This is a genomic window from Bradyrhizobium sp., from assembly GCF_036735945.1.
Taxonomy (GTDB): Bacteria; Pseudomonadota; Alphaproteobacteria; order Rhizobiales; family Xanthobacteraceae; genus Bradyrhizobium.
Genome location: NZ_DAINNI010000095.1, coordinates 1 through 19064, shown reverse-complemented (window position 1 = coordinate 19064; position 19064 = coordinate 1). Strand labels below are relative to the sequence as shown.

Annotated in this window: 17 protein-coding genes; 8 read left to right on the top strand and 9 right to left on the bottom strand. The window is 64.3% G+C overall.

The features are described from left to right. Positions 1-76 precede the first annotated feature (76 nt). Both V7E26_RS22815 and V7E26_RS22810 read right to left on the bottom strand, forming a co-directional pair. A complete protein-coding gene (locus tag V7E26_RS22815; protein WP_442893461.1) occupies positions 77-277 on the bottom strand; it encodes a hypothetical protein in 201 nt (66 codons plus the stop codon). Positions 278-446: 169 nt separating this feature from the next. Next, on the bottom strand, positions 447-1424 hold the full coding sequence (locus V7E26_RS22810) for a magnesium transporter CorA family protein (protein WP_324420484.1): 978 nt from the start codon (positions 1422-1424) through the stop codon (positions 447-449). Between the two features lie 399 nt (positions 1425-1823). On the opposite strand from V7E26_RS22810, the gene V7E26_RS22805 reads away from it, so the two are divergent. Then, positions 1824-2513: a L,D-transpeptidase gene (locus tag V7E26_RS22805; protein ID WP_324420482.1), complete on the top strand. Its 690-nt coding sequence runs from the start codon at positions 1824-1826 to the stop codon at positions 2511-2513. 44 nt (positions 2514-2557) lie between these two features. Here V7E26_RS22805 and V7E26_RS22800 read toward each other — a convergent pair whose 3' ends face one another. Then, a complete protein-coding gene (locus V7E26_RS22800) occupies positions 2558-3697 on the bottom strand; it encodes an extensin family protein (protein ID WP_442893460.1) in 1140 nt (379 codons plus the stop codon). Between the two features lie 83 nt (positions 3698-3780). Between V7E26_RS22800 and V7E26_RS22795 the strand changes: the two genes are divergently transcribed. Further along, positions 3781-5409 carry a fatty-acid--CoA ligase gene (locus V7E26_RS22795; RefSeq protein WP_324420478.1) on the top strand — a complete coding sequence of 543 codons (1629 nt, stop codon included), beginning with the start codon at positions 3781-3783 and terminating at the stop codon, positions 5407-5409. Between the two features lie 144 nt (positions 5410-5553). On the opposite strand, the gene V7E26_RS22790 is transcribed toward V7E26_RS22795, so the two are convergent. Beyond that, positions 5554-6693, bottom strand: coding sequence for a hypothetical protein (locus tag V7E26_RS22790; RefSeq protein WP_324420475.1), 1140 nt, complete (start codon positions 6691-6693; stop codon positions 5554-5556). A 586-nt stretch (positions 6694-7279) separates the two neighbouring features. On the opposite strand from V7E26_RS22790, the gene V7E26_RS22785 reads away from it, so the two are divergent. After that, positions 7280-8128, top strand: coding sequence for a DUF1499 domain-containing protein (locus V7E26_RS22785; protein WP_324420473.1), 849 nt, complete (start codon positions 7280-7282; stop codon positions 8126-8128). Between the two features lie 68 nt (positions 8129-8196). On the opposite strand, the gene V7E26_RS22780 is transcribed toward V7E26_RS22785, so the two are convergent. The 3 genes from V7E26_RS22780 to ribB all read right to left on the bottom strand — a co-directional run bounded on the left by V7E26_RS22780 (position 8197) and on the right by ribB (position 11709). Then, a complete protein-coding gene (locus V7E26_RS22780) occupies positions 8197-9114 on the bottom strand; it encodes an MBL fold metallo-hydrolase (RefSeq protein WP_324420471.1) in 918 nt (305 codons plus the stop codon). A gap of 132 nt (positions 9115-9246) precedes the next feature. Then, positions 9247-10461: an acyl-CoA dehydrogenase gene (locus tag V7E26_RS22775; protein WP_324420469.1), complete on the bottom strand. Its 1215-nt coding sequence runs from the start codon at positions 10459-10461 to the stop codon at positions 9247-9249. Between the two features lie 174 nt (positions 10462-10635). Further along, positions 10636-11709 (bottom strand): 3,4-dihydroxy-2-butanone-4-phosphate synthase, encoded by a 1074-nt coding sequence (gene ribB / locus V7E26_RS22770; protein ID WP_324420467.1) that lies wholly within the window; start codon positions 11707-11709, stop codon positions 10636-10638. 187 nt (positions 11710-11896) lie between these two features. Between ribB and V7E26_RS22765 the strand changes: the two genes are divergently transcribed. Genes V7E26_RS22765 through V7E26_RS22755 form a run of 3 tightly spaced genes read left to right on the top strand, consistent with a single transcriptional unit; the run spans position 11897 to position 14916 of the window. Next, positions 11897-12889, top strand: a complete 993-nt coding sequence (locus V7E26_RS22765; RefSeq protein WP_324420465.1) for a Bug family tripartite tricarboxylate transporter substrate binding protein — start codon at positions 11897-11899, stop codon at positions 12887-12889. Next, on the top strand, positions 12886-13386 hold the full coding sequence (locus tag V7E26_RS22760) for a tripartite tricarboxylate transporter TctB family protein (protein ID WP_324420463.1): 501 nt from the start codon (positions 12886-12888) through the stop codon (positions 13384-13386). Before V7E26_RS22765 ends, V7E26_RS22760 begins: the two co-directional genes overlap by 4 nt. Positions 13387-13398: 12 nt before the next feature. Beyond that, positions 13399-14916, top strand: a complete 1518-nt coding sequence (locus V7E26_RS22755; protein WP_324420460.1) for a tripartite tricarboxylate transporter permease — start codon at positions 13399-13401, stop codon at positions 14914-14916. A gap of 27 nt (positions 14917-14943) precedes the next feature. Here V7E26_RS22755 and V7E26_RS22750 read toward each other — a convergent pair whose 3' ends face one another. Both V7E26_RS22750 and V7E26_RS22745 read right to left on the bottom strand, forming a co-directional pair. Further along, the gene (locus V7E26_RS22750) at positions 14944-15435 is read right to left on the bottom strand and encodes a peptidoglycan-binding domain-containing protein (protein WP_324420458.1); all 492 of its coding nucleotides are present in this window, start codon (positions 15433-15435) and stop codon (positions 14944-14946) included. A 253-nt stretch (positions 15436-15688) separates the two neighbouring features. Further along, positions 15689-17413 (bottom strand): cation:proton antiporter, encoded by a 1725-nt coding sequence (locus V7E26_RS22745; RefSeq protein ID WP_324420456.1) that lies wholly within the window; start codon positions 17411-17413, stop codon positions 15689-15691. 106 nt (positions 17414-17519) lie between these two features. Between V7E26_RS22745 and V7E26_RS22740 the strand changes: the two genes are divergently transcribed. Together V7E26_RS22740 and V7E26_RS22735 are read left to right on the top strand one after the other, a co-directional pair. Then, complete coding sequence (locus tag V7E26_RS22740; protein ID WP_324420454.1) at positions 17520-18008, top strand: DUF3124 domain-containing protein; 489 nt, start codon at positions 17520-17522, stop codon at positions 18006-18008. A 55-nt stretch (positions 18009-18063) separates the two neighbouring features. Beyond that, positions 18064-19064: aminotransferase-like domain-containing protein (locus V7E26_RS22735; RefSeq protein WP_324420452.1), on the top strand; the 1001-nt coding region annotated here is incomplete at its 3' end.

Below are 19064 nucleotides of genomic sequence, written 5' to 3'. Positions count from 1 at the left end.
AAATGTAAAATTCTCCGGGCGAGAGCGAAACATTCTCCCCCTCTCAGGATGAGGTTCTGCATCCGCGGCCTGCCGCTCACTCCGCGCGAAGTTTCAGCTGCACGGTGCGCGGATTGGCCGCCGCGATATTGAACGCGCTCGAACACTCGTCCTCGTTCTCGCCGTCCGCCAGCGCCGCGCCGCAGTGCCGGCAAAGCCGCGTCGAGAACGCCTGCGCCTTGTCAGCGATGCGGCCCTGCTGATAGCGCGCCAGATCGATGACATTACGCGGCAACATTATACGTTTCTCAACCATGGGATCCTCGCGGCCTGAGACGCAAGTTATCGCAGACAAATTTCGACCATTCGTTCAGTCCACCGCTCAAATTTTAGCGGTGGAGTTGAACCGGTCTTCGCAGGTGTGGAAACGCCAAGGAAACGCCAAGGAAACCTCAAGGAAACCTACGCTACAGCCACTTCTTCCACTTGAAGAGAAAGTACGGCAGCACCGCTGCCATGAGCATCATGACGAGCGCCATCGGATAGCCGTGCGCCCATTCGAGTTCCGGCATGGCCTTGAAGTTCATGCCGTAGATCGAGGCGATCAGCGTCGGCGGCATCAGCACGACCGCCATCACCGAGAACAGCTTGATGATGTTGTTCTGCTCGAGATTGACGACGCCGAGCATGGCGTCGAGCACAAAGGTGATCTTGTTGGAAAGATAGGAGGCGTGATCGGTCAGGGAACCGACGTCGCGCTGCATGGTCTTGAGCTGCTCGCGCATGTCCTTGGACCATTTGACGCCCTCGACCACGGCCGACAGGAAGGTGACGACGCGGCCGATCGAGACCAGGCTTTCGCGGACCTTGGAGACCAGGTCGCCCTTGCGGCCGATCGCGATCAGGATCTGCGAGTAGCGCTTGGCCTGGCCGTGGCGCGCGCTTTCCGGCTCGAAGATGTCGTGCGAGACCTGGTCAACCTCGGCGCCGGCGCGCTCCAGAATGTCAGCGCAGCGGTCGATCACCGCATCGAGCAGTTCCATCATCACCATCTCGCCCGATATGCCCGGCATGCATGAGCGCGCCAGCTTGTGCTCGATCAGGGCAAACGGCTTCGGCTCATCGTAGCGGACGGTGACCAGGCGGTGACCGGCCAGAATGAAGGTCACGGCCGTGGTCTTCGGCATGTCGGTGTCGGAATTGCACATCAGCGTCGCGGTCATGTAGCGGGCGCCGTTCTCGATATAGAGGCGGCTGGAAATCTCGATTTCCTGCATGTCTTCCCGGGTCGGGACCGCGATCCCCGCCAGCCGCTCGACCGCCCGGTCCTCCTCCGTGGTCGGATTCAACAGGTCGATCCAGACCACATTGTCCGGCAGCGCCGCCGGGTCCATCGGGGGGAGCTTCTTGAGGGCGGCTCCGGCAGGAACAAACACCGAAAACATGGGCAACTCCGGAACTGGGCGGCAGCCCGTTGTTCTGACGCGCGTTCTTTACGCGAACCGGCACCCACTTCGCTTCAAAACGCAATTAATAACAGCGGCACTAAACCCGATTCTGGCAAGGGCTTCATGACCCGCGCATTAACCGCCTGTCCATATTTATGGCAACGGGGTGGCGCAGGAGCGACTTCGATCGTGCTCAGGCGCATCAGATGCTCAGAAATCAACCGGGAGTCGCAAAATTTGCGACCCAAAAGCCACAGCTAGCCTTCCGCAGCGCCGAACGGGACTGCAAATGCTGGCCTATTGGCCGGTTTTTGCGGATAATGAATTTAATGGAATCGTCGCGTTTCGGGCGCAAGATGGGCCCGCGAACGCCAGACTTTCGATTGGAACTGTGTCATGTCGTCGTTGAAAGTAATCTTGGGGCTGCTCGCTGCCGGCCTTGCGTTGTCTGGTTGCATGCCGGCAACAACCTATCAGGCAGCCCCTGAAGCCAGCCTCAAGCCCAACGACAAGGCTCAACTCGCCAAGGCGCGCTACACGGCCGTTCCGGTGGCCGAGCCGTTCCGCCGCGCCATCGTCGACTATCACCGCAAGGAACTCCCCGGCACGATCGTCGTCGATTCCGACAACCACTATCTCTATCTGGTGCAGGACAACGGCAAGGCGATCCGCTACGGCGTTACCGTCGGCGAGGAAGCGCTCGCGTTTTCCGGCATCGCAAAGGTCGGCAACATGGCGGAATGGCCGAAATGGACGCCGACTGCCGACATCCACAAGCGGATCGAAGGCCTGCCGGCCTCGGTGCCCGGCGGCGTCGACAATCCGCTCGGCGCCCGCGCGCTCTACCTCTATCAGGGCGGCCGCGACACGCTGTTCCGCATCCACGGCACCAACCAGCCGGAATATATCGGCGCTTCGATCTCGTCGGGCTGCATCCGCATGACCAACGAGGACGTCATCGACCTCTACACCCGCGTCAAGCAGGGCACGGTCGTCGTCGTGCTCGAGCCCAAGCAGGGTGACTCGCCGTACAATTCCAAGATGGCGCTGCAGGGCGGCGGCCTGGCCGGTCCGAGCCCGCAATAAGCCGGGCGCTGAGGTCGGCGTCGCGTACAACTTCAAGCCACGATTCAAGAGCGCCGGTTTTGCCGGCGCTTTTTCGTTGCGGGCTTCTCCTCGCGCGGCGGCTCAGCCTCGTCCGATTTCTCGCTGTCCGGTTTCTCGGCCTCCGATTTCTCGGCATCCGGCCTGCCGGCATGCGGTTTGCTGTCTTCCTTGCCGGCGACCTCGCGCGGCGGCGCCTCCTCGGGCCGCTCGGCGGGCAATAGCGGGGCTTTTGGCGGCAGCGGGTCCAATACGTCCCACTGGCAGATCCGGTAATTGCCGCGCCGTTCCATCAGGTCGAGATGGATGTGGTCCTCGTGGTACCAGTCCGAATTCGGCCCGAGTACGGTGGAAAATCGCGTGCAGACCGAATGCAGCACGGTTTCGCGCAATTGCCGCGGCACGGTGCGGTCGGTCAGCGAGACGAAGCTGCCATCGGCGAACTTGAAACCGCGCACGTCGAGCGCGTTGGCGCGGCCGTGTTCGGACAGTTTCGCGCCGACCACACGGTTGCGGCCGCGGCACTCGAACGAGTCGAAATTGTCGAGTTCGGAAATGGCGCTGCCGACCCGCTGCGCCAGGGGCGCGATGTCGCTGCGGATCCAGTCGGCAATCGCGGAGGCCATGGTACAGCGCAGGATCGCCGCGGGCTTCACCGAAACCTGCCGCTTGTCCGGCAGCACGACCGCCTCCAGCCGCACCAAATCCTCGCCCCCGCAGCCGCCGGCGCCGCGGATATCGGGGACGCTCGGCGCAATCGCGATGGCCTCCGTCAGCGCCAGCCGGCACGCCGATGGCTCCGGCGTGGACGGCGTGGGCTTGGGCGCCGGCGTCGCCTGCTGCTTCGCCTTATCCGCAGCCTTGTCCTTCTCGGGGGACGCCTGGTCCTTGTCGGTATCTTCGTCGCGCTCGGCCGAAGGCGCCTCCTCCGGACGCGGCTTCGGCAGCGGCACCACGGCATCGCGCGCCTTTCCTCGCGCGCGGGGCTCCAGATGGCTGAACAGGCCGTCCCAGGGCGTGGCGCGCGAGCCTTTGGCCGCCCGGGCCGGATCGGCTGGCATGCCAATCAAGAGCGCTCCCGCAGCGGCAGTAACCATGGCGCCTCCGATGCGGCCAATGGCACCATTAGCCCATTTTCGGCTTGCTTTCCGCGCGGTAGAGTTCATGTCAATTCCACGAACCAAACCGCCGAGCCGCCGGTCACGGATGCGGATCGCGGCAAAGAACGAACCACTGGAGGGAAGTGCGTATGCTCGGATTGATGCAAGACTGGCCTTTGCTTTGCCATCGGATTATCGAACACGCGGCGAAGTATCACGGTACGCAAGAGGTCGTCACCCGATCCGTCGAGGGGCCCATTCATCGGACCAATTACGCCGAAATTCATGCACGCGCGCTGAAAGTATCGCAACGTCTCGAGCGCGACGGCATCAAGCTTGGCGACCGCATCGCCACAATCGCCTGGAATACCTGGCGCCATCTCGAATGCTGGTACGGCATCATGGGAATCGGTGCGATCTGCCACACCGTCAATCCGCGGCTTTTCCCCGACCAGATCGCCTGGATCGTCAACCATGCGCAGGACCGCATCGTCATCACCGACATCACCTTCGTGCCGATCCTGGAGAAGCTCGCCGACAGCCTGACGAGCGTCGAGCGCTATGTCGTGCTGACCGACAAGGCCAACATGCCGAAGACCACGCTGAAGAACGCGGTCGCCTATGAGGACTGGATCGGCGAAGTCGACGGCAAGTTCACCTGGAAGGACTTTGACGAAAATACCGCGGCCGCGATGTGCTACACCTCGGGCACCACGGGCGATCCGAAGGGCGTGTTGTATTCGCATCGCTCCAACGTGTTGCACGGGCTGATGGCCAACAATGTCGACGCCCTCGGCACCAGCGCCGCCGAGACAATGCTGCCGGTGGTGCCGTTGTTCCATGCCAACAGCTGGGGCATCGCCTTCTCCGCACCTTCGATGGGCACCAAGCTCGTAATGCCCGGTCCCAAGCTCGACGGCGCGTCGGTGTACGAACTGCTCGACACCGAGAAGGTCACGCATACCGCCGGCGTGCCGACGGTATGGCTGATGCTGCTCAACCACATGGCGGCCAACAATCTGAAGCTGCCCCACCTCAAGAGCGTGGTGTGCGGCGGCTCGGCGATGCCGCGCTCGATGATCAAGTCGTTCGTCGACATGGGGATTCGCGTGCGCCACGCCTGGGGCATGACCGAGATGAGCCCGATCGGCACGGTTGCGGCGCTGAAGCCGCCGTTCGCCGAACTCGCCGGCGAAGAGCGGCTCGACATCCTGCAGACCCAGGGCTACCCACCGTTCGGCGTCGAGATGAAGATCACCGACGATGCCGGCAAGGAGCTGCCGTGGGACGGCAAGACCTTCGGCCGCCTCAAGGTCTCCGGTCCCGCGGTCGCCAGGGCCTATTTCAAGGTCGACACCAGCATCCTCGACGAGGAAGGCTTCTTCGACACCGGCGACGTCGCGACCATCGACGAACACGGCTACATGCGGATCACCGACCGCTCCAAGGACGTCATCAAGTCCGGCGGCGAATGGATTTCGTCGATCGACCTGGAGAACCTCGCGGTCGGCCATCCCGCAGTCGCGGAAGCCGCCGTGATCGGCGTCTACCATCCCAAATGGGACGAGCGCCCGCTGCTGATCGTGCAGCTCAAGGCCGGCCAGACCGCAACGCGGGAAGACATCCTGAAATTCATGGACGGCAAGATCGCCAAATGGTGGATGCCCGACGACGTCGCTTTCGTCGAGGGCATTCCCCACACCGCGACCGGCAAGATCCTGAAGACCGCGCTGCGCGATCAGTTCAAGAGCTACCGCTTCCCGAACGCGGCGGCGTGAAGCAGATTCGTCCCTGAGGGAAATGCCAACGAAAGGCCGGCGTGCGCCAGATCGCACGCCGGCTTTTCCGACTGGACGTTTCGGAATTCAGGCGGACCGGGGCGTTGGTCCGTGACGGACGTGTGAGACGCGGCCGTCGATGACTCAGCGCGAGAGTGCCAGCGCGTCGAGCCGCCGCTGCGCGTCAGGCTCGCCCCATTCCTTTGCCCGCTGATACCACATGCGGGCCTGCGCGACGTCGGCGAGCGGGCCGCCGGCGCCGATCTGCCTGAGCCGCGCCGGATCGTAGGTCGTGCCTACCAGCAGGGCCGAGCGAGCGTCCCGGGCTTCGGCGCCGCGCAACAGCAACAGGCGGGCCGACTGCACGTCTCCGGCCGAAAGCAGGTCCTGTCCGCGCTTGAGCAGGACGGCGATTTCCTTCGGATCGAGCGTACGCACGACCTCCGCCTGCGGCGGGGCCGCGGCGAGCGCGGGCGTCGACGGTGCGGCCGTGGCGACCGCGACGGGCGACGGCAACATCGGGGCAGCGGCAACCGGCGGAGCAACGACCGGCGGCGCAACGACCGGCGCGGGAGCAGCTACCGGCGCGGGTGCCGCAACGGGCACCGGCGCCCAGGTCAGCCGCGTCGAGGTCCCGGTCAGCGCCGCACCACTGCCGTCGCGCAATTCGGCGGTCACCAGCATCTGACCGCTGAATCCATCAGGCGGAATCACCGAAACCCCGGAGATCTCGGTCGCGGGCACGCGCCATTCGCTGGCGCCGACCCGCTTGCCGGAGGTCAGCCGCGAACCGGCGGTCAGGCCGGCAACGGATACATAGGCGTCGGGCGGCGGAGAGCCGACGTGAATTCCAAGCGGCACGGGATCGTTGGTGAAGCCGCTGCCATCCTGTACGGCGAGCGTCGGCGTGCGCTTCGCCGGCTGCGGCGGCTGGGTCGGAATTACCGATGACTTCACCGACTGCCAGGCGGCCGAAAGCGACGCATTTTCCTGGTTGGGACGCTGCGGAGACGGAATGGCCATCACGAGCAGCATCGCGATGCTGGCCGCGATCGCCACCGCGATCGAGAAGCGGATCGCCTGCTGAAACAAGGCGCGGCGGCCCGACAGGTCGCGCAGCACGGACGGCGCCTCGACGGGCACGTTGTCCCTCGCCTCCTGCATGGCCTGGGCGACGGCCTTGCTGAACATTTCGGAATCCTGGCGGCGGGCGGGCTTGCTGAGCGGCTGCAAGGGCGGCCCCTCGGTCGTCACGCGCGGACGCCAGCCATCGTTGTTCTGCATGATCATCGGATTGGGCTGCTCACCGCCCGCCCGGTCCCTCGACTCCCGCGGCGCATAATATGACGGGTCGTTCGGGCCGACAGATCCTCGGTGCTTTGCATCACTCATACTGAACACTCGCCCTCGTGGGGCCTTCCGCCAGCCCCGTGGACGTATGCCGATTGCGCCCACTCCGATCCTAGAACTCCCGGGGCGCAACCGCAATTTTTTTGCGACTCCGCCCCATAACAAGGACCAAGAGTAGTTGAGATCTGGTTGAGATCACCCTGCAGCGCTTCCGGCTACACCCGCCGTTTCCTCAATCGGCTGGCGCGTGTGCCGGCGTCCCGTGCAGGACAGTCCCGTTTTGCGGCAAATACGACAACCCGGCGGCGAGAGGTAGACGAAAGTGGGAACCACTTCAATGTACAACTAATAATCACTTTACAGCGATGGTTAACCCGCAGGGTTGCCGTAGCGTTGCAATTGATCGACTGCCATCGCGTGCAAAACCTTGAAATTCGCGCCATGCCGTGGTCTCAAGCTGCGGGCTTGCAACCCGGCCCGTCCGCCGGACCGAACCCTGAAACACGGTAGATTTTCACCGATGGCCCGAAGGTTTTCCGCTCCCTACCAGTCGGAGCCCGTGTCCAGCCTCGCCACCTGGTCGCGCAACCTTGCCATCTTCGCCGTGGTCGCGGTCATCGTCTCGATCCTGATCGTCCGCTTCGGCTTTCTCGAGATGAAGCCGGCGCTGGCGACCTTTTTCGGCGCGCTCGGCCTCGCCGTGCTTTCGATCCTGCTTGGCCTCGCCGCCTTTGCCGCGATCTGGCAGAACGGCTCGCGCGGCATGGGGCGCATCCTGCTGGCGTTCCTGATCAACGCCGTGCTGCTCGCCTACCCGGCCTACCTCGCCCTGCAATACCGCAAGCTGCCGGCAATCCACGACATCACCACCGATCCGGTCGACCCGCCCCGCTTCGAGGCACTGGCGCGGCTGCGCAGCGGCGACGGCAGCAACTCCGCCGTCTATGCCGGGCTCTATTCGGCCGAGCAGCAGCGGATCGCCTACCCAGATATCGAGACGGTGGAACTCGAAGTGCCGCCGCAGCGCGCCTATGACGTGGCGCTGGCGCTGGTCACCAGGCGCAAATGGCTTGTCATCGACGAGCGCCCGCCGCAGCCGCCGCGCCGGGTCGGCCGCATCGAGGCGGTGGCGCGGACGCCGATCATGGGCTTCCGCGAGGACGTCGCGATCCGCATCACCCCCGATGGCGAGGAATCGCGCGTCGATATCCGCTCCTCCTCGCGCTATTTCGAAAGCGACCTCGGCAGCAACGCCGCGCGCGTCTCGAAGCTGATCGAGGACATCAACACCGCCGTCGACAATGCCAAGCCGGCAACGAAGAAGCCGCAGGCGCCGGCCAAGGCCCAGGCAAAGACGGTGAAGAAATGAGACGGCGAGTAGCGAATGGCGAATGGTGGTCACGCGACCCTTCCCTATTCGCCATTCGCTCTTCGCCCCTAAGCCATCCGATACGTTCCGCCGATCACCGGATCGCCGTCGGTTGCGACGATGCCGCGGGCGACCAGATCTTCCAGATGGGCCAGCACCGAATAGCCGGCGGCGTTGGTCAGCCGCGGGTCGATGCCGATATAGATCGCACGCACCATGGTCGGGATGTCGGCCTCGCCCTTGGCCAGCCGGTGCAGGATCGAGGCCTCGCGGGCCTGGCGGTGGCGGGTCAGGAAACGGACGTAGCGCGGCCCTTCCGGAATTTCCGGCCCATGGCCTGAGAAATACAGGTCCTCCGCGCGCGCTTCCAGCCGCGCCAGCGAGGCCATGTAGTCGATCATCGATCCGTCCGGCGGCGCCACGATCGAGGTCGACCAGCCCATCACGTGATCCCCGACGAAATTGATCTTTCGCTCACCCCAGGCGAACGCCAGATGATTGGCGGTGTGGCCGGGGGTCGCAACCGCCTCCAGCGCCCAGCCCGTCCCTTCGATGACGTCGCCGTCCTTGACCTCGATGTCGGGCCGGAAATCGCGGTCGGAGCCGGATTCCGGATTGTGCTTCTCGCTCTCGAAGCGCGGCCGCGAAGCGCGGTGCGGTCCCTCGGCATAGACGGGCGCGCCGGTCGCCGTCTTGATCCGCGCGGTATTCGGCGAATGGTCGCGATGGGTATGGGTGACCAGGATATGCGTCACGGTCTCGCCCCTGACGGCATCGAGCAGCGCCTTCGCATGCGCTTCGTCGTCCGGGCCGGGATCGATGATCGCGACATTGCCGGTGCCCACGATGTAGCTGACCGTGCCGGTGAAGGTGAACGGGCTCGGATTGTTGCACAGCACCCGCCGCACGCCGGGCCGCGCCTCGTCGACGACGCCGGGCTTGAGCGGGAAGTCGCGGTTGAACGGGATGTCGTCGTTGTCGGCCATGGCTTTTCTTCTTGGCGTCATTCCGGGGCATCGCAGAGCGATGAACCCGGAATCTCGAAATGAGGGAAAAGAATACGGCCCGAGATTCCGGGTTCGATGCTTCGCATCGCCCCGGAATGACGAGTAAGGAGTTTACCCAAACGCCTGAATGCCGGTGATCGCCCGGCCCAGGATCAGGGCGTGGACGTCGTGGGTACCTTCATAGGTGTTCACGGTTTCCAAATTCGCGGTGTGGCGCATCACGTGATATTCGATCTGGATGCCGTTGCCGCCGTGCATGTCGCGCGAGACGCGCGCGATGTCGAGCGCCTTGCCGCAATTGTTGCGCTTGACGATCGAGATCATTTCCGGGGCGAACCTGCCCTCGTCCATCAGGCGGCCGACGCGGAGCGATGCCTGCAGGCCGAGCGCGATCTCGGTTTCCATGTCGGCGAGTTTCTTCTGCACCAGTTGCGTGGCCGCGAGCGGCCGGTTGAACTGCTTGCGGTCGAGCGTGTATTGCCGCGCGCGGTGCATGCAGTCCTCGGCGGCGCCCATCGCGCCCCAGGAAATGCCGTAGCGGGCGCGGTTGAGGCAGCCGAACGGCCCCTTCAGGCCCGATACGTTGGGCAGCAGCGCGCTCTCCGGCACCACGACGCCGTCCATCACGATCTCGCCGGTCACGGACGCGCGCAACGACAGCTTGCCGCCGACCTTCGGCGCCGACAGGCCCTTCATGCCCTTCTCGAGGATGAAGCCGCGGATCTGGTTGTCATGTGCCGCCGACTTGGCCCAGACCACGAAGACATCGGCGATCGGCGCATTCGAGATCCACATCTTGGCGCCGGTCAGCCGGTAGCCGTCGGCGACCTTCTCGGCGCGGGTCTTCATGCCGCCCGGGTCGGAGCCGGCGTCCGGCTCGGTCAGGCCGAAGCAGCCGACCCACTCGCCGGTCGCAAGCTTCGGCAGGTATTTCTTGCGCTGGTTCTCGTCGCCATAGGCGTAGATCGGATACATCACCAGCGAGGACTGCACCGAGTTCATCGAGCGATAGCCGGAATCGACCCGCTCGATCTCGCGCGCAACGAGGCCGTAGGCGACGTAGCTCGCATTGGCGCAGCCATACTCTTCCGGCAGCGTGACGCCGATCAGGCCGAGTTCGCCCATCTCGTTGAAGATCTCGCGGTCGGTCTTCTCCTCCAGATACGCGTTGATGACGCGCGGCAGGAGCTTGTCCTGCGCATAGGCGCGCGCGGTGTCGCGGATCATGCGCTCATCTTCGGTGAGCTGTTCGTCGAGCAGGAACGGATCATCCCACTGGAAGGAAGCCGCCGCCGGCTTGTCCTTGGCTTGAGGGCGCACGCTCATGAAAATCCCTTTCGCATCACGCTGCTGTTGGAAATTTGCCGCCAAATTAATGCGCTATCGGCAGAAGCGCAAATGGATTGGTCGATTGTCATTCCGGGATGGTGCGTAAGCACCAGACCCGGAATCTCGAGATTCCGGGTTCGATGCTGCGCATCGCCCCGGAATGACAACTCATCAGTCCAGCTTTTCGTTCGAAACGATCTCGATGCCGAAACCGGACAGGCCCTTGTAGTCGTGCACCGAGGAGGTCAGGTTGACGATCGAGGTGATGCCGAGATCGCGCAGGATCTGGGCACCGACGCCGACTTCACGCCATTGCCGGTTGCGATCGGCCTCCGCGGACTTCTGTTCGCCGACCGGCTCGACCGGAACCCCGGCCGCGCCGTCGCGCAAATAGACCAGCACGCCGCGGCCGGACTTCCTGAAATGGTCCAGCACGACTTGCATGCGCGCCTGTCCGGTGAAGAGATCCTTGACGATGTTCGGCTTGTGCAGCCGCGTCAGCACCTTCTTGCCGTCGCCGATGCCGTTGTAGACAAAGGCGACGTGCGCGATTTCGTCGAACGGCGAACGGTAGGCATAGCCCTGCAGCGGACCGATCGGGCTGTCGGTCGTGAAGGTCGCGACGCGCTCGATCAGCTTCTCGCGCGCCTGCCGGTAGGCGATCATGTCAGCGATCGTGACATGCTTCAGCTTGTGCTGGGCGGCGAAGCGCGCGACCTGCTCGCCCTTCATCACGGTGCCGTCGTCGTTCATCAACTCGGAGATGACGCCGACCGGCGGCAGCCCGGAGAGCTTGCAGAGATCGACCGCAGCTTCGGTATGGCCGGAGCGCAAGAGCACGCCGCCGTCGCGGGCGATCAGCGGGAAGATGTGACCGGGCCGGGCGAAATCATTGGCGCCGGCGTTGGGATTGGCAAGCGCGCGGCAGCACGAGGCGCGCTCCTCCGCCGAGATGCCGGTGCCTCCGTCGGGCTTGTAGTCGATCGAGACGGTGAAGGCGGTGGTGTGGTTGGATTCATTGTGCGCCACCATCGGATCGAGCCGCAGCCGGCGGGCGTCGTCGGTGGTGATCGGCGCGCAGACGATGCCGGAGGTATGGCGGATGATGAACGCCATCTTCTCCGCGGTGCACAGCGAGGCCGCGACGATCAGATCGCCCTCGCCCTCGCGATCGTCATCGTCGGTGACGACGACGAGCTCACCCCTGGCAAAGGCTTGCAGCACTTCCTGGATCGTATCGGCCATTTTCCCAAGATCTCACTTTGTTCAGCAAGTGCATTAGCCGGACTCAATGGCTCGCGCCAGTGTCAATACGCAACCGGATTGTACCGGCCTGCGGGCCAGCATGGCAAAAGGCATTGACGAGGTCCTGATACCATCGTCATGGTCACCCCCGACAAGAACAAGAACAGACGTTGGGGAAGAGACGAGCATGCGTCTTCCGTTGAATTTCCGCAGCATGGCATGGGCCGCTCTGGCGCTGCTGGCTGCGCTTGCCGGCACAGCACAGCCTTCGCGCGCCGCGGATGAGTGGCCGACCCGCGATATCACCTTCTACGTGCCCTACGCCCCGGGTGGATCGACCGACCCGATCAGCCGTAAATATGCCGAGCTCCTCGAGAAGCAACTCAAGGTCAAGGTCATCGTCGAGAATAAGCCCGGCGCGTCGGCGACGATCGGCACCGGCGCCGTGATCCGCTCGGCCCCGGACGGCTATACGATCGGGCTCGGCTCCAGTTCGTCCCTTGCCTACCAGCCACATGAAATGAAGGGGCTGGCCTGGAAGTCGGCCAACGACTACCAGTCGATTGCCAAGCTTTCCGATCTCCCGGTCATCCTGGCGGTGCCGGCGGATTCGCGATGGAAGACGCTGGACGACTTCCTGACCGAAGCGCGCGCCAATCCGCGCAAGCTGAAGGTTTCGGTATCCGGCCTGCGTTCCATCAACGACATCGCGGTTCAGCAGCTCAACAAGCTGGCCGGCCTGCGCATCGTCACCGTGCCGTTCACCGGCGGCGGCGGCGAAGCCACATTGGCCGCGCTCGGCGGCCGGGTCGACGGCACGGCTGGATTTGCGCCCGGCATGAAGGGCCAGATCGACGCCGGCAAGCTGCGGGTGCTGGCGGTGTTCCAGGAGGGCAAGTATGAGCTGCTCCCGGACGCCAAGCCGATCGGCGAGACGCCATGGAAGGACACCTTTCCGGTGGGATACTACGTGATCGCACCCAACGGCCTGCCAAGGCCGGTGCTGGACAAGCTGCTTGCGGTCTCGAAAGTCATCGTCGAGAGCGAGGAGTTCAAGACCTTCCTGAAAGCCAATGGCTACACCTCCGATCCGAAACTCGGCGACGACATGAAGAAGGAACTTGCCGCCTATGACAGCAAGTTCCGCGATGTCATCAAATTCCTGGACGACGACAAGTGACGCCGGAGCGCAGTTTCCCGCTGGCGCCGGCCCGGCGGATCACCGCCCTGATCGCGCTGCTGCTGGCCGGCCTCTACGTTTCGAACGCCTGGCAAACGCTCTCGTTCGGGCGATGGCACAAGCCGGGAGCGGCGATCTTCCCGGTCGCGCTCGGCCTGCTGCTGGCGCTGTCGGCGCTCACGATCCTGTTCGAACGCCGTGGCGACGGGTCGCTGCCGGCGACCTTCTCGCTCCCGGCCGGCGCCGACCTTCACCGGCTGCTTCTGCTGCTCGGCGCGTTCGCGTTCTACTTCCTCGCGATGCCCGTCATCGGCAACATGGTCGCTTCCGCACTGTTTCTGTTCGCCAGCATGCGGCTGCTGTCGGATGATCCCGCGAGATCGCTCGTGCGGATAGCGATCTACGCCACCGTCATCGCCGTCGGTTTCGAGCTGTTCTTCGTCCGGCTGCTGCAGGTGCAGATGCCCGGCGGCCTGTTCCGGCAATGGCTGTTCTAGCACGGGCATGAAATGAATTCGTTCCAGGGCCTGCTGTATGGATTGAGCGTTGCCGCGACCCCGGCCAATCTGCTGGCCGCCTTCGTCGGCGCGTTCGCGGGCACCGCGATCGGCGTGCTGCCGGGGCTCGGTCCGGTCGCCGGCGTGGCGCTGATCCTGCCGCTGACCTTCTCGCTCGATCCGACCGCGGGCCTGATCATGATGGCCGGCATCTTCTACGGCTCGATGTATGGCGGTTCGACGACGGCAATCCTGCTCAACATTCCCGGCGAATCCGCCTCCGTCGTCACCGCGATCGACGGCTACCAGCTCGCGAGAAAAGGCCGCGCCGGAGCGACCCTGACCATCGTGGCGGTCGGCTCCTTTGTCGGCGGCACGCTTGCCGTGATCGGCGTCATGATGTTCTCCTCACTGCTCGCCAAGGTCGCGATCCTGTTCGGGCCGGCGGAATTCTTCGCGCTCACCGCGGGCGGCCTGATCGTGATGTCGCGGATTTCAGGCGGCACGCTGGCCTCGGCGCTGCTGCCGATGACGATCGGGCTGATGCTCGGCACCATCGGTCAGGAGGCCGTGACCGGCGAGACCCGCTTTACCTTCGGCATTCCCGATCTCGCCGAGGGCGTGTCGCTGGTGCCGGTCGTGGTCGGTCTCTACGGGTTCGCCGAGCTGATGCTGCTGGTCGAAGACCGCATGCATGCGGCAAACAAGCCTCAATCGGTGAAGATGCGCGAGCTGTTGCCGACGCGCACCGAGTGGAAACGCGCCGTGCCGTCCTGGCTGCGCGGGACGTCGCTGGGCTTCCTGTTCGGCCTGGTGCCCGGCCCCGCCGCCACGCTGGCCTCGTTCGCCGCCTACCGGCTGGAAAAGGCGACCTCGAAACACGCCAAGGAGATCGGCAGCGGTGCGATCGAAGGCGTCGCCGGCCCGGAGGCCGCCAACAACTCGGCCGCGACCGCCTCGCTGGTGCCCCTGCTCGCGCTCGGGATTCCCTTCACGCCGATCGCAGCGCTGATGATCTCGGCGATGCTGGTACAGGGAATCCAGCCCGGGCCGCTCTTGATCACGCAGCATCCGGAAATCTTCTGGGGCCTGATTGCCTCGGCCTATATCGGCAACGTCATGCTGCTGGCGCTGAACATTCCGATGGTCGGCGTCTGGGTGAGCCTGCTGCGGATACCGCACTATCTGTTCATTCCGCTGCTGCTGGTGCTGTCCGTGATCGGCACCTACAGCGTCCGCAACAGCATCTTCGACGTCTGGGTGCTGCTTGCCGCCGGCGTGGTCGGCTACTTCTTCAACAAGATCAAGTTCCAGCTGGCGCCGCTGGTGGTCGGGCTGATCCTCGGGCCCAACATCGAAAAGCATTTTCGCGAGGCGCTGTTCCTCAGCCAGGGCGATCCCTGGGTCTATGTCGAGAGCCCGATTGCGGTAGCGGTCTGGCTGCTGGTAGCGGCAATCCTGATCGCCGGCTTCATCGCCCGCCGCCGCGCCGCCTTTGCCGATGCCATGGCGCAGGAAAGCAGCTTGTGATGGTACAGAACATTGAGGCTGGGCGAGTCACCTGCGGAATAGTCCGCCCACCACGCCCCCTACAACGCCGTGCACCGCGCCGCCGATCGCGCCGATTGGACCGCCGACACCGCGCGAATAGCGAGAACGGCGCCCAGCGCGACGACGCTCCCGATGGCCAGATTTGCGAGCCTCTGCCGCGGCGTCCGTTAGTACCTTGTGCTGGGCGACGTTGAGGAAGCCAGTCGCAGGGTAGCCGCGCTCCTCCTGCCAGCGCGCGATGACGGCGCGGGTCGATTCATCGAACTTCCCGTTGACCTTGGTGTCGAACCCGAGCCTGGTCAGCCCACGTTGCACCGCACGGCGCTTTGCCCTGGTGAGGCCGATCTGTTCCTCGGTCTCCTGAGTCGCTTCGTCGGTAGCGTTTGCCGTATCGGCGGGCGCCAACGTTTCGCGGGGCGTGCTGCTCAGACCAGCCTTGGCAGAGTGCGCGCTGCCGAAGATCGCCAGAATAGACAATGCCAGGATCAAGGCGCGCATGGCCTTTCGTTCGCCCCCAAATCTGCCGATGGTTCGGTCTGGAAAGTAAAGATACACCGCGCCGTCCTGAACTATCAACAATCGGCGGCACAACTCCGCTTCGTCGGGGGGTAACTGTTGTCCGCGGCACACGGTTCCCTGGTCTCGCGCCGATTATTGCGCCGCATTGCACGCGGGAGACATGGGTTGCCGCCAAAGACGACGAATGCTCAGCCCGCACAAGCCCGGCATAACGGCATTCTTGGATCGATCGTTACGGCAGCACTTCGCGGCGCTCGCTGAGCAGCGTGTCGGTCTCGGCACGCTTGTCGTGCAGCAGCCCGGCCTGGGCGGCCTCGATCACCTTGTAGAGCTCATGGGCGTCGCTGAGCCGCGTCACCGTGACGTAATCGGCGCCGGCCTCGTAGAGGTCGTCGACATCGGCCAGTATCTCCGCAGTCGCGACGATCTTGGCGGTCGGATTGAGCGAGCGGACATGCCGGACCAGCTTTTCGTTGTCGGCACCCTTGAGCAGCGAATCCGGGATGCTGAGGATGATCAGTTCGGCCTTGCCGACGCCGGCATGCACCAGCGTATCGACGCTGCTGATATCGCCATAGACCACGTGCATGCCGCGATCCGTCAGGGTGCGGAACACCAGCGGATTGAAGTCGATCACGGTGATCTGGTCGAGCGCCGGCGGGTTGCGGCGCTCGATCTCGGCAACCAGCGCGCTGGCGGCGCGGAAGAAACCGAGGATGACAACCCGCCGCGCATCGCCATGGCCGCCCCCGTGCTCGCCATCCTCATGCTTGTGGTCGAGATCGCGCAGGCCGATCCGCTTCAGGATGCCGATCAGGCCGCGCGTGACCTGGTCGCTGCGGCCCATCACGAAGGTGCTCAGCACCGCCAGCACCACGAAGGCAAAGGATGCCGCGCTCGACGTCTCCGTGCTGATGTGATTGGCGAGAACCCCGGTCTGGATCACCACCAGCGAGAATTCCGAAATCTGCGCCAGGTTGATCGCCGGCAGCAGGCTGGCGCGCAGGCCCTGGTTCATCAGATAGAGCGGCAGGAACGTCGTCACCACGCGGCTGACGACGGTGAAGGCAGCAATGGCCAGCGCCAGCCCGATCACCGATGCGCCGGGAATCGGAATGGTCATGCCGAGCGAGACGAAGAACAGCGTGATGAAGAAGTCGCGCAGCGTCGTCACCTTGGCGGTGACGTCGAGCGCATAGGGGAACGTCGACAGTGACACGCCCGCGACCAGCGAGCCCATCTCGCGCGACAGATGCAGCCTTTCTGCGATCTCGCCGATCAGGAAGCACCAGGCCAGCGCGCCGAGCAGGACCAGTTCGGGCCGCCGCGCGATCTGGTGGAACAGCCACGGCAGCACGTAGCGGCTGAGCACCAGCGCGGTCGCAACCAGCGCGCCGACCCGGGCGATCGACAGCAGGATGACGCTGACCTGCAGATTATCGAGGCTGGGCTGCACCGCCAGGAACAGGATCGCAAAAATATCCTGCAGCACCAGCACGCCGAGCGTGATCCGGCCCGGCAAGGTGTCGAGTTCGTGCTTCTCGTAGAGCACCTTGACGATGATGACGGTGCTCGACAGCGCGCAGGCGACGCACAGATACAGCGCGTCGAAATGGCCGGAGCCCATCGACAGGCCGATGCCGATGAAGAACAGCAACCCGAGCACGACGCCGCCGACCAACTGCCCGCCCGCCGCGAACAGGATGACCTTGCCGGCGCGCACGATCTTCTTCAGGTCGATTTCCAGCCCGATCATGAACAGCATGAAGATCAGGCCGAGCTCGGAGATGACGTTGATCGACTCCTGGGACTTGACCCAGCCGATGCCGAATGGACCAATGAGGAACCCGGCGATAAGGTAGGCCAGGATCAGCGGCTGCCGGGAGAAATGTGCCAACAGGCCAAGCACCCAGGCGAACAGGATGCATAAGGTGATATCGCCAATAAGCTCGTGCATGGTTCCGGACTTCCCCCTGCCGCAACCTAGAGATCCCGGCGCGGGGGTCAAACAAGCAATGTGTCACAGCGGTAGAATAGGCCTTCTTTTCGTGATTCTGGCCGTGATGTCGATCCTTCATTGTGCGGCCGCCGGGGCGCAGACCGGGAATATCGAGCAGAATTTCGCCGCCTCGCTCACCACGCTGCCGCCGGAAAATCTCGCAATATCGGGCGCGTTCTATGTCCCGGTCTATTCCAGCGTCTCGATGAGCCAGGGCAAGCTGCGGGCGGATTTCTCGGTCACGCTCAGCGTCCACAATGCCTCCGAAACCCGCCCGCTGGTGCTGAAGCGGATCGCCTATTTCGACACGTCGGGCAAGATGGTGGAGAGCTACCTGAAGTCCCCGGTTGCGCTGAAACCGTTTGCGACCGTCGAAGTCTTCATCGCGGCGAACGATTTGCGCGGCGGAACGGGCGCCAATTTTGTGGTCGACTGGGCGGCCACCGGCGAGATCGCCGAGCCCGCGGTCGAAGCCCTGATGTTCGGCAGCGTCGGCGCCGGGCATTATGCCTTCATCAGCCAGGGCCGTCCGATCAAGGTCATCAAGAACTAGCCTGCCGGAAGGCCATGCGCCTTCTCAACGAAAAACAAAACGGGAGCAACTATCCATGTCCACCGCAACCCCCTTCGACTTCTCAGCCCTGCTGCCCGCCGGATTGCCGGCGCCGGCCGCGCGGTGGACGGGTCTGGCCAAATACAGTTTCGTCGGCGGCAACAACGATCCCGAGCAGGTTCCGGTCGATGACCTGATCGAAGCGGTCAATGCCGTGCTCCGCCGCGAGGGCAAGACGCTCGCGACCTATGGGCTCGCCAGCGGTCCGCAGGGCTATCGCCCCTTGCGCGAATTCCTCACCAGAAAGCTGAAGCGCGATGCCGGCATCGCCTGCAGCGCCGACGACATCCTGATCGTCTCGGGCTCGCTGCAGGCGCTCGACCTCGTCAACCAGACCCTGCTGGCGCGCGGCGATACCGTGCTGGTCGAGCAGGAGACCTATCAGGGCGCGCTGACGCGGCTGACGCGGCTCGGCGTCAACGCGGTCGGCATTCCCCTTGACGATCAGGGCATGCGGATGGATGCGCTGGCGGCTGCGCTTGCCGACCACAAGAGGCGCGGCATCACGCCGAAATATATCTACACCATCCCGACCGTGCAGAACCCGACCGGTTCGATCATGCCGGAGACGCGCCGCGCGGAACTCTTGAAGCTGTCGCAAGAATACGGCGTGCCTGTTTTCGAGGACGATTGCTACGCCGACCTGATCTGGAAGGGCGAGCGCCCGCCCGCGATCCATGCGATGAGCAAGCATGGCGGCGTGATCCATATCGGCTCGTTCTCGAAGTCGATCGCCCCAGCGCTACGGGTCGGATTCATCGTCGCGCCCTGGGAGATGATGTCGCGGATGCTGGCGCTGAAGACCGACGCCGGCAGCGGCGCGCTGGAGCAGATGGTGCTGGCGGAATATTGCGCGCCGCATTTTGCAACCCATGTGCCGAAGCTGACGCGCGGCCTGCGCGCCAAGCTCGACACGCTGATGGAGGCGCTCAATGAGCAGTTCGGCACCGCGGCCGAATTCGAGGCGCCGGAGGGCGGCATCTTCCTGTGGGTGAA